Origin of the sequence: Micrococcus sp. Mcc28, from assembly GCF_024519775.1 — a bacterium.
GTDB lineage: Bacteria > Actinomycetota > Actinomycetes > Actinomycetales > Micrococcaceae > Micrococcus > Micrococcus luteus.
In genome coordinates, this window is record NZ_JALJRH010000004.1 from 144,264 (window position 1) to 155,337 (window position 11,074).

Genomic DNA, 11,074 nt, shown 5'->3' on the forward strand with positions numbered 1-11,074 from the left:
CCGCGGCCGGGTCCGTCCCGGACGACGGCGCCCCGCGCGTCCCGCAGGCCCGGTCACCTCTCGGAGGTGACCGGGCCTGCGGCGTCCCCCGGGCCCGCCGCCGGGGATCGGCGCCGCGCCCGGTAAGGTGGGGCCGGAATCCCTGCCGTCCGAAGGAGGCCCCCGCCATGCTCCGCTCGCTGCTGCTCGTCGGCGCCGGCGCCGCATCCGGCTGGTTCGCACACCGCGCCCTCGGCGACCGTGCCCACCCGGCCACCGACGCGACCGACGCGCCGACGTCTGACCCTGGCTCCGCGGGGGGGCGCGCGGGGTTCTCCGCCCGCCTGGACCCGGAGCGTCTGGCCCGCCAGGCCGGTGAGGCCGCCGCCGACGCCGCGGCGGCCGCCCTGCAGGACGGTGCCCGGCGCCTGGCCGAGCGCGTCCGCGCCGAGGCCCCCTGGGCCGCGCCCTACCTGCCCCACACGGGGCCGATCATCTCCGGGGAGACCGTGGAGCCGCCGTCGCACGGCGCCGCCCGCCCCCAGACCACCACCACGCAGAAGGACACCCCCGCATGAAGTCCCAGGAGATCGCCCGCCGCTGGACCGCCTTCTTTGAGTCCAGGGGGCACCGCGTGGTGCCGTCGGCGTCGCTCGTCTCGCCGGATCCGTCGCTGCTGTTCACGGTGGCCGGCATGGTCCCGTTCATCCCGTACTTCCTGGGGGAGCAGACCCCGCCGAGCCCGCGCGTCGTCTCGGTGCAGAAGTGCATCCGCACCGCGGACATCGAGGAGGTCGGCAAGACCGTCCGCCACGGCACCTTCTTCCAGATGTGCGGCAACTTCTCCTTCGGCGACTACTTCAAGGAGACGGCCATCCCGATGGCCTGGGAGCTGCTGACGTCCTCGGTCGAGGACGGCGGCTTCGGCCTGGACCCCGAGCGCCTCTGGGTCACCGTGTACCGCGAGGACGACGAGGCCGAGCGCATCTGGCGCGAGGACGTGGGCGTCCGTCCCGAGCGCATCCAGCGCATGGGCAAGGACGACAACTACTGGAACACCGGCCAGCCCGGCCCGGGCGGCCCCTGCTCGGAGATCTTCTACGACCGCGGCCCCGCGTACGGCGTCGACGGCGGCCCGGCCGCGGACGACACCCGCTACATCGAGATCTGGAACCTCGTGTTCATGCAGTACCGCCTCTCCGCGGTGCGCTCGAAGGACGACTTCGACATCGCCGGCGAGCTCGAGCACAAGAACATCGACACCGGTCTCGGCCTCGAGCGGCTCGCCATGATCCTCCAGGGTGTGGAGAACATGTACGAGACGGACCAGGTCCGCCCCGTGCTCGACCGCGCCGCGCAGCTGGCCGGCCGCTCCTACACCTCCACCGAGGACCCGGCCGACCCGCACTACGACGACGACGTCCGCCTGCGCATGGTGGCCGACCACGTGCGCTCGGCCCTGATGCTGATCAGCGACGGCGTGCGCCCCGGCAACGAGGGCCGCGGCTACGTGCTGCGCCGCCTCATCCGCCGCGTCGTCCGCGCCCTGCGCCTGATGGGCGTCACCGAGCCCGTTTTCCCTGAGCTGCTGCCGGTCTCCCGGGACGCGATGAAGGGCACCTACCCGGTGGTCGCGGACGAGTTCGAGCGCATCTCCCGGATCGCCTACGCCGAGGAGAAGGCGTTCCTGCGGACCATCGCCGCGGGCACGGCCCGCCTCGACGCCGCGGTGGGCCAGGCCCGCTCGGCGGGCGGCGGCATCGCGGGCCCGGACGCGTTCGAGCTGCACGACACCTACGGCTTCCCGATCGAGCTGACGCTGGAGATCGCGGAGGAGGCCGGCGTCGCCGTGGACGAGGCCGGGTTCCGCGCCCTCATGGCCGAGCAGCGCGACCGCGCCCGCGCGGACGCCAAGGCCAAGAAGGCCGGCCACACGGACACCGCCGTGTACCAGCGCCTGCGCGCCGAGGGCCAGACCCACTTCACCGGCTACACCGAGCACACCACCGAGTCCGTGGTGCGCGGCCTGCTGCAGAACGGCGAGGAGGTCGCGTCCGCCGGCGCCGGCACGGAGCTCGAGCTCGTCCTGGACGCCACGCCGTTCTACGCGGAGTCCGGCGGCCAGGCCGCGGACACCGGCCTGATCACCGGCGACGGCTTCCGCCTCGAGGTGCTCGACGTGCAGGCCCCCGTGAAGGGGCTGTCCGTGCACAGGGTCAAGGTCCTCGACGGCGAGGTCGCCGCCGGTGCGCAGGCCCTCGGCGCGATCGACCTGCAGCGCCGCCTCGACGGCGAGAAGGCCCACTCCGGCACCCACCTGGTGCACGCCGCACTGCACCAGATCCTCGGCCCCGAGGCCACCCAGTCCGGCTCCTTCAACAAGGAGGGCTACCTGCGCTTCGACTTCCGCTGGGCCGAGGCGCTCTCGGCCGGGGCCCGCTCCGAGGTCGAGGACGTGGTGAACATCGCCATCCGCGACGACCACGCCGTGCTCACCCAGGAGATGAGCCTCGAGGAGGCGCGCGCACTCGGCGCGATGAGCCTGTTCGGCGAGAAGTACGGCGACCGGGTGCGCGTCGTGGAGATCGACGGCGCCTGGTCCCGCGAGCTGTGCGGCGGCACCCACGTGGGCCGCACCGCGCAGATCGGCTCGCTGACCCTGCTCGGCGAGCAGTCCGTGGGCTCGGGCAACCGCCGCGTCGAGGCGCTCGTCGGCCTGGACTCGTTCCGCCACCTCGCCGCGGAGCGCACCCTCGTCTCCGAGCTCTCGGAGATGTTCAAGGCCCCGGCCGAGGAGCTCAAGGACCGCATCGGCGCCACCCTGGACCGGCTCAAGGCGGCCGAGAAGCAGGTCGCGGAGCTGCGGGCCCAGGCGCTGCAGGCCCAGGCCGGGCAGCTCGTCGGGCAGGCCCAGGACGTCACGACGTCCGCCGGGACGTCGGTGCGGGTGCTGGCGCACCACGTCGGCGACGTGGCCGGGGACCAGCTGCGTTCCCTCGTGCTGGACCTGCGCGCCCGGATCGAGTCGGCCGGCGGCAACGCGGCGGGCACGCCCGTGCTCGTGGCCCTCACGGCCGAGGCCAAGGGCCGGCCCCTCGTGGTCGTGGCGACCAACGAGGCCGCCCGCGCGGCCGGCCTCAAGGCGGGCGCCATGGTCAAGACCGCCACCGGCGTGCTCGGCGGCGGGGGCGGAGGCAAGGACGACGTCGCCCAGGGCGGCGGCCAGGACGTCACGCGCGTCGGGGACGCGCTCGAGGCCGTCGTCGCCGCGGTGCGCGCGGCCTGAGGCGGACGTGAGCGCAGGTCAGGACGGGGCCGCCGTGGCGAGCGACGCCGTGCGCCGGGGGCGCACCCTCGGCGTCGACGTCGGACGTGCCCGCGTGGGCGTCGCGTCGGCCGACCCCGACGGCCTGATCGCCACCCCCGTGGCCACCCTGCGGCGGGATGCGCGTCGACGTCGTGACGTGGACGAGCTCGTCGCCCACGCACGCGAGCTCGACGTCGTCGCCGTGTACGTCGGCCTGCCGGTGAATCTGCGGGGCGAGCACACGCCGTCCACGCAGGACGCCCTCGACTACGCGGACGCCGTCGCCGCCGCCCTGGTCGAGGCGGGCCACCCCGTGCCGGTCCGGCTCGTCGACGAGCGGCTCAGCACGGTCTCCGCGCAGGCCGGACTGCGGGCCGCGGGCCGGTCCGTCAAGGACAGCCGCGGCGTGATCGACCAGGCGGCCGCCGTCGCGATCCTGCAGGCCGTCGTGGACGAGCAGCGCCGCACCGGCCGCTGGGCCGGCCAGGACCGGGAGCAGATCCGGTGACCGGCGACCACCAGCACGCGCGGCGTGAGGACCACTGGGACGATCTGCTCGGCGACGAGGCCGACGTCCACGACGACCTCGACGTGTTCGGCTTCGCCCACGGCGAGGCGGACGAGGCCGATCTCGGCGCCCCGTCCCAGCCGGTCGACGCGGCCGGCCCATGCCGGCCCCGCACGTTCCTGCGTCGCCGGGGCTCCGGGTCCCACCCGGCCCCGCGGGTCGATCGCGGCGCCGGCCGGCGGCGGACCGCGCTGGTGCTGGGCACGGTGCTCGTGGCGTTCGCCGTCGTGGTCGGGCTGATCGTGCGCGGGTTCCTGGGCGGCCCCGACCACACGGCCGTCGAGGGCGACGAGGTGACGTTCTCGGTGGAGCCGGGCGAGGACCTGGGCTCCGTGGCGGCCCGCCTGGACCGGGCCGGCATCGTGGCCTCCGCCCGTGCGTTCGAGCGCGCCGCCAGGGACACGGGCAGCGGTCTCGTGCGCTCGGGGGACTTCGTGCTGCGCGAGCGGATGCCCGCGGCCGAGGCCCTCGCGGTGCTCCAGGGCGCCGCGGACGGGGCCGTGCACTACGTGCTCGTGGAGCGCGGCCGGCGACTCACCGAGGTGCTGGACGCCGTCGCCGAGGCCACGGGGCTGCCCCGCAAGGAGCTCGAGGCCGCCGCCCACGACCCGACCCGCTACGGCGTCCCCGGGGAGGCGGGCACGCTCGAGGGCTGGCTCGACGCGGGGGAGTACCGCCTCCCCGTCGACGCCACCGCCGAGCAGGTGCTCGACTCCCTGATCCGGCCCACCCTCGCCGAGCTCGACGCCCTCGACGTCCGCGACCCGGCCGAGCAGCAGCGCCTGCTCACGATCGCCTCCATCCTCGAGGCGGAGGCCCTGCCCCAGGACTACCGGCAGGTCGCCGGCGCCATCGAGAACCGCCTCGCCCCGGACAACACCGAGACGCGCGGGCTCCTGCAGATCGACGCTACCGTCACGTACGGCCTCGGCGTGCGCAGCCTCAGCTTCACCTCGGGCCAGCGGCAGGACGCGTCGAACCCCTACAACACGTACGTGCACCCGGGCCTGCCGCCGGGTCCGATCGGCATGCCCTCCGACGCGGCCGTCGAGGCCGCCCTCGACCCGGCCGAGACGGACGCCTACTACTGGGTGACCACGGACATCGGCACCGGCCACACCGAGTTCTCCCGCACCTATGAGGAGCACCAGCAGCACGTGCGCACCCTGCAGCGCTACTGCGCCTCCAATCCGGGGGTGTGCTGATGCGCCCCACGCTGCGCGCGGCGGTCCTGGGCCGGCCGATCGCCCACTCGCTCTCCCCGGTGCTGCACGCGGCCGGCTACCGGGTCCTGGGCCTCGACGTCGACTACGGCCGACGTGACCTGGGCGAGGACGACGTGCTCGCCTTCGCGGCCGAGCACCTCGGCGCCCCGGGCGCGGCCGACGGCGGCGCGGCCGCGGCCCGCGGGCAGGACTGGCTCGGCTGCTCCGTCACCATGCCGCTGAAGCGGGCGGCCGTCGCCGCCGCCGGGCACGTCAGCGACCGCGTCCGGCTCCTGGGCACCGCGAACACCCTCGTGCGCGACCACCCCTCCGCGCCCGGGGTCGTCCACGCCGAGAACACGGACGTGGACGGCATCCTCGGCGCCCTCGCCGCGGCCGGCCTCGACCGTGCCGCCCGGGGCGGGACCGTCGGCGTCCTCGGGAACGGGGGGACCGCGACGGCGGCCGTCCTCGCCGCCACCACGCTCGGCGCGGACGCGGTGTTCTTCGGCGTCCGCGACGCCGCCCGCGCCGCCGAGGTGACGGCCCTGGCCGACGCGCTCGGGCTGCGCTGGGAGACCATCGGCCAGCCGGATCTGCTCCGGCGGGCACCGGGGCTGCGTGCCGTCGTCGCCACCCTGCCGCCGCGCGCCGCGGACGTCCTGGCCGCACACGTGCCGGCCGACGCCGCCCTGCCGCCCCTGCTGGACGCGGCCTACGACCCGTGGCCCTCCGTGCTGGCGTCCGCCTGGTCCCGGGAGGTCGGTCCGGTGGCGTCCGGGCTGTCCATGCTGCTGCACCAGGGCATCGAGCAGGTCCGGCTGTTCACGGCCCGGCCCCGCGCCGCAGCCGGGATGCCCGAGCCGGACTGGGCGGCGGTGACGCGCGCCGCGGCGGACGCCCTGGGACCGGCCGCCGGCTGAGCGTCGAACGCCGGATCCGGTGTGTCCCGTCCGGTCACACGTGACGGCGCGGCGCCCCGTGCGTGAGAGACTGCACGCCATGGTGCGCTGGTTGACAGCGGGGGAGTCTCACGGCCCCGCGCTCACAGGAATCGTAGAGGGACTGCCGGCCGGGATCCCGGTCACGACGCAGGACGTGCAGGACGCGCTCGCGCGCCGCCGCCTGGGGTACGGGCGCGGCGCGCGCATGAAGTTCGAGCAGGACGCGGTGACGATCCTCGGCGGCGTCCGCCACGGCCGCACCCTCGGCTCGCCTGTGGCGATCCAGGTGGGCAACACGGAATGGCCCAAGTGGGAGAAGGTGATGGCCGCCGATCCCGTCCCCGCGGAGGAGCTCGACGGTCTGGCCCGCAACGCGGCGCTCACCCGCCCGCGGCCCGGCCACGCCGACCTGACCGGCATGCAGAAGTACGGCTTCGACGAGGCCCGCCCCCTCCTCGAGCGCGCCTCCGCCCGTGAGACCGCCGCCCGTGTGGCCCTGGGCACCGTCGCCCGCGCCTTCCTCGGCGAGCTCGGCGTGCGGATCGTCTCCCACACCGTGGCCTTCGGGGAGGCCGCCCTGCCGGAGGGCCACCCGTTCCCCGTCCCCGAGGACGAGGCCCGCCTCGACGCCGACCCGGTCCGCTGCCTCGACCCGCAGACCTCCGCGGCGATGGTCGCCGAGGTCGACGACGCCCACCGCGCCGGGGAGACCCTCGGCGGCGTCGTGGAGGTGCTGGCGTACGGCGTGCCGATCGGCCTGGGCTCCCACGTCCACTGGGACCGCCGCCTCGACGCGCGGCTGGCGGGGGCGCTCATGGGCATCCAGGCGATCAAGGGCGTGCAGGTCGGCGACGGGTTCGCCACGGCCGCCCGACGCGGCACCGCCGCCCACGACGGGATCGCCCGCGGCGCGGACGGCCGCCCCCGGCGCACGACCGACCGGGCCGGCGGCATCGAGGCCGGCATGTCGACGGGCGAGCTGCTGCGCGTGAGCGCCGCGATGAAGCCGATCGCCACGGTGCCGCGCGCACTGCCCACGGTCGACGTCGCCACGGGCGCGGAGACCACGGCCCACCATCAGCGCTCCGACGTGGCGGCCGTGCCCGCCGCGGGCATCGTCGCCGAGGCCATGGTCGCCCTCGTCCTGGCCGACGCGATGCTCGAGAAGTTCGGCGGCGACTCCGTGGCCGAGACGCGCCGCAACCTCGAAGCGTTCCAGGCCGCGGTCCCCGCCCTGCCGGAGCCGGGCGCCGACGTCGTGGCGGACGGCCCGATGGGCGACCCCCTGCCGTGACCGACACCCCCGGGACCGCGCCGGCCCCGGGACCGGACCCGAGCACGCGTCCCGTCCCCGGGCCCGTCACCGTGTGCCCGTGGGAGGGCATGATCGGTGCCCTCGAGGCGCGCCTGACGGCCGCGGCCACGGTGGCCGCCGCGGCCGACGAGGACCCGGCCGCGCGCCCGGCCCGCCGGATCGTCCTCGTCGGCCCGATGGGGGCCGGGAAGACGACGGTCGGCCGGGCCCTGGCCGCCGTGACCGGGCTGCCCTTCGTGGACTCCGACGAGCTGTTCACCCAGGTGCACGGCCCGATCCCGGAGTTCTTCGCCGAGCACGGCGAGGCCGCGTTCCGGGCGGAGGAGGCGCGCGTCATCGGCCATGTGCTCGGCCGACCCGCCCCGTGCGTCCTCTCGTGCGGCGGCGGCGCCGTCCTGCATCCGGGCACCCGCCGCGCGCTGGCCGGGCCGGACTCCGACGTCGTCTACCTCGCGGTCGGAGAGGAGGAGGCGCTGCGCCGCGTGGGCGGCGGCGCGGGCCGCCCCGTCCTGGCCGGAGACCCCGCCGGGACCTGGCGGCGCATCCTCGCCGAACGCGAGGGGCTGTACCGCGAGGTCGCCGACCTCGTGCTCGACACCACAGGCCTGACGGCCGCCGAGGCGGCCTGGCGTATCGTGGGGGACGCCCACCGCCCCCGAAGGAGTGAGTCACACCCATGACCGACCGTGAGCCGGACATCACCGAGCAGGAGACCCCGGGGGCGGCGCCCGCGGCCGCTCCGGCCGCACCCGAGGACGTGACGGTCATCCCCGTGGCCGGCGGCCACGAGGCGACCGTGCACGGCGGCTACGACGTGGTGGTGGGCCGGGGCCTGCTCGCGCGCCTGCCGGACATGCTCGGCCCGACCGTCCGACGCGTGCTGGTCATCCATCCGCGCGCCCTCCGGGCCACCGGCGACGTCGTCAAGAACGACCTCGAGGCCGTGGGCCTGACCGCACTGACCGCCGAGATCCCGGACGCCGAGGAGGGCAAGCACCTGCAGGTGGCCGGGTTCTGCTGGCAGGTGCTCGGCCAGAACGACTTCACCCGGTCGGACGCGATCGTCTCCGTGGGCGGCGGCGCCGTGTCCGACCTGGCCGGCTTCGTGGCGGCCACGTGGCTGCGCGGCGTCCGCGTCGTGCACATGCCCACCACCCTGCTGGGCATGGTGGACGCGGCGGTGGGCGGCAAGACCGGCATCAACACCGCCGAGGGCAAGAACCTGGTGGGGGCGTTCCACAATCCGGCCGGCGTGCTGGCGGACCTGGACACGCTGCTCACCCTGCCGGCCAACGAGCTGATCTCCGGCCTGGCCGAGGTCGTGAAGTGCGGCTTCATCGCCGACCCCGCGATCCTCGACCTCATCGAGGAGGACCCGGCCCAGGCCCAGAACCCGCACTCCGCGCGGCTGCGCGAGCTGATCGAGCGTTCGATCCGGGTCAAGGCGGACGTCGTCTCCCGCGACCCCCGCGAGTCGGGCGCCCGCGAGGCGCTGAACTACGGCCACACGATGGGGCACGCGATCGAGCTCGCCGAGCGCTACCAGTGGCGCCACGGCGCCGCGGTGTCCGTGGGGCTGGTCTTCGCGGCCGAGCTGGCCCGCTCCCTCGGCCGGCTCGACGACGCCACCGCGGACCGCCACTGGTCGGTGCTGACGGCCCTGGGCCTGCCCGTCTCCTACCGCGGGGACCGGTGGCAGACCCTGCTCGAGGGCATCCGCCGGGACAAGAAGAACCGCGGCGACCAGCTGCGCTTCGTCCTGCTGGACGGGCTCGCGCAGCCCACCACCGTGGACATCCCGGACGCGTCCCTGCTCTTCGCGGCGTACCAGGAGATCGCAGAGTGAGCCGCCGCTGACCCCGGCCCCGCGCGGGGCCTCCCGTAGACTGGCCCGCGCACATCCAAGACCCCACCCACTGCAGGCGGACCCGTGACGGTCCGCGAGACCGATCGGGAGCACACACACGTGGCAACGAGCAACGACATCAAGAACGGCGCCGTCCTGAAGCTGGAGGGCCAGCTCTGGAACGTCACCGAGTTCCAGCACGTCAAGCCGGGCAAGGGCGGCGCGTTCGTCCGCACCAAGATGAAGAACATCACCACGGGCAAGGTCGTGGACAAGACCTTCAACGCCGGCGCCAAGGTCGAGTTCGCCACCGTGGACCGCTCCGACTACCAGTACCTCTACCAGGACGGCGCGGACTACGTGTTCATGGACGTCAAGGACTACGACCAGATCACCGTGCCCGGGGCCGTGGTCGGCGACGCCGCGAAGTACATGCTCGAGAACACCCAGGTGGTCATCGCCCTGCACGAGGGCACGCCGCTGTACCTCGAGATGCCGGCGTCCGTGGTCCTGGAGATCACCTACACCGAGCCGGGCCTGCAGGGGGACCGCTCGTCCGCCGGCACCAAGCCCGCCACCGTGGAGACCGGCGCCGAGATCCAGGTGCCGCTCTTCGTCGAGCAGGGCACCCGCGTCAAGGTCGACACCCGCACCGGCGACTACCTCGGCCGCGTCAATGACTGAGCGGGCCTCCGCCGGCTCCGCTGCCAAGCGGGGGACCACGGCGCGCAGCCGCTCCCGGCAGCGTGCGGTGGAGATCCTGTTCGAGGCCGAGCAGCGGGGCTCCAGCGCGCTGGAGGGCATCCGCACCCGCCGCGAGAGCACCGATCTGCAGGTGAACGCCTACACCCAGCGGCTCGTGGAAGGCGTCATCGCGGACCAGGAGCGGCTCGACGAGGCCCTGAGCTCCTACTCCCGCGGCTGGTCCCTGGACCGCATGCCCGCCGTCGACCGGGCGATCCTGCGCGTGGGGGCCTGGGAGCTGCTGTTCCAGGACGACGTGCCGGACGCCGTCGCCATCTCCGAGGCCGTCGCCCTGGCCGCCCAGCTGTCCACGGACGACTCGCCCGAGTTCGTCAACGGTCTGCTCGGCCGCCTGCAGCAGGTCAAGCCGACGCTGCTCGCCTGAGCCGCCGAGAGCTCCGTCACGAGGCCCGTCCCGCACCGCGTCATCCGCGCCGTGGGGCGGGCCTCGCTGGTAGAGTCGGCGACGTCCCGCGCGGGGGCCCACCGGCGCCCCGGGACGGACCACGCATCCTTTAAGAGCCGTCCTGTGAGGCGGGGAAGGAGGCGCCGGCATGGGAACTGACCCCGCCGCACCTCGTGCTGCCCGGACCGTGCTGTCCACGTCCGAGATCGACCGGGCGCTGACCCGGATCGCCCACGAGATCCTCGAGTCCAACAAGGGCGCCGAGGGTCTCGTCCTGATGGGGATCCCGCGCCGCGGGGCCCCCCTGGCCCGGCGGCTCGGCGCCCTGCTGGCCCGCATCGAGCCGGCCTTCGACCCCACCGCCGCCGTCGGTGAGGTGGACGTGACGCTCTACCGGGACGACCTCCGCCGCGGCACGGCCCGCACCCCGATGCCCACCCGCCTGCCCGAGGTCCCCCTCGACGGCGCCGTCGTCGTGCTCGTGGACGACGTCCTCTTCTCCGGCCGCACCGTCCGGGCCGCCCTCGACGCGATCGCCGACCTGGGCCGCCCCGCCGCCGTGCGCCTGGCCGTCCTCGTGGACCGCGGGCACCGCGAGCTGCCCGTCCGGGCCGACTTCGTGGGCAAGAACCTGCCGACCTCCACCGCCGAGCGCGTCCAGGTCCGGCTCATGGAGGTCGACGGCCCCGAGGGCACCGGCGAGGTCACTGAGGACGCCGTGAGCATCGTCGACCGTGTCGCGACCCGGGAGGGTTGAGCC

Annotated in this window: 11 protein-coding genes; all 11 read left to right on the forward strand. The window is 75.0% G+C overall.

Annotated features, from left to right (window positions below; translation table 11 throughout):
- Positions 1 to 167: 167 nt before the first annotated feature.
- Positions 168 to 557: a hypothetical protein gene (locus tag NR073_RS03370; protein ID WP_020621562.1), complete on the forward strand. Its 390-nt coding sequence runs from the start codon at positions 168 to 170 to the stop codon at positions 555 to 557.
- Entirely contained in the window at positions 554 to 3,265 is a 2,712-nt protein-coding gene (gene alaS, locus NR073_RS03375) for an alanine--tRNA ligase (RefSeq protein ID WP_036380962.1), read from the forward strand. Before NR073_RS03370 ends, alaS begins: the two co-directional genes overlap by 4 nt.
- A gap of 7 nt (positions 3,266 to 3,272) precedes the next feature.
- The gene (ruvX, locus tag NR073_RS03380) at positions 3,273 to 3,794 is read left to right on the forward strand and encodes a Holliday junction resolvase RuvX (protein ID WP_044659814.1); all 522 of its coding nucleotides are present in this window, start codon (positions 3,273 to 3,275) and stop codon (positions 3,792 to 3,794) included.
- On the forward strand, positions 3,791 to 5,059 hold the full coding sequence (gene mltG / locus NR073_RS03385; RefSeq protein WP_044659813.1) for an endolytic transglycosylase MltG: 1,269 nt from the start codon (positions 3,791 to 3,793) through the stop codon (positions 5,057 to 5,059). Before ruvX ends, mltG begins: the two co-directional genes overlap by 4 nt.
- Positions 5,059 to 5,982 carry a shikimate dehydrogenase gene (locus NR073_RS03390; protein ID WP_044659823.1) on the forward strand — a complete coding sequence of 308 codons (924 nt, stop codon included), beginning with the start codon at positions 5,059 to 5,061 and terminating at the stop codon, positions 5,980 to 5,982. The genes mltG and NR073_RS03390 overlap by 1 nt, the downstream gene beginning before the upstream one ends.
- Positions 5,983 to 6,061: 79 nt before the next feature.
- Positions 6,062 to 7,297, forward strand: a complete 1,236-nt coding sequence (aroC, locus tag NR073_RS03395; RefSeq protein WP_036336604.1) for a chorismate synthase — start codon at positions 6,062 to 6,064, stop codon at positions 7,295 to 7,297.
- A complete protein-coding gene (locus tag NR073_RS03400) occupies positions 7,294 to 7,998 on the forward strand; it encodes a shikimate kinase (protein ID WP_044659812.1) in 705 nt (234 codons plus the stop codon). The genes aroC and NR073_RS03400 overlap by 4 nt, the downstream gene beginning before the upstream one ends.
- Positions 7,995 to 9,164, forward strand: coding sequence for a 3-dehydroquinate synthase (gene aroB / locus NR073_RS03405; RefSeq protein ID WP_082067642.1), 1,170 nt, complete (start codon positions 7,995 to 7,997; stop codon positions 9,162 to 9,164). The genes NR073_RS03400 and aroB overlap by 4 nt, the downstream gene beginning before the upstream one ends.
- Before the next feature lie 120 nt (positions 9,165 to 9,284).
- A complete protein-coding gene (gene efp / locus NR073_RS03410) occupies positions 9,285 to 9,848 on the forward strand; it encodes an elongation factor P (protein ID WP_002857030.1) in 564 nt (187 codons plus the stop codon).
- Positions 9,841 to 10,293, forward strand: coding sequence for a transcription antitermination factor NusB (gene nusB, locus NR073_RS03415; RefSeq protein WP_044659811.1), 453 nt, complete (start codon positions 9,841 to 9,843; stop codon positions 10,291 to 10,293). The genes efp and nusB overlap by 8 nt, the downstream gene beginning before the upstream one ends.
- Positions 10,294 to 10,462: 169 nt before the next feature.
- The gene (gene pyrR / locus NR073_RS03420) at positions 10,463 to 11,071 is read left to right on the forward strand and encodes a bifunctional pyr operon transcriptional regulator/uracil phosphoribosyltransferase PyrR (protein WP_036313707.1); all 609 of its coding nucleotides are present in this window, start codon (positions 10,463 to 10,465) and stop codon (positions 11,069 to 11,071) included.
- The last annotated feature ends 3 nt before the right edge of the window (positions 11,072 to 11,074 follow it).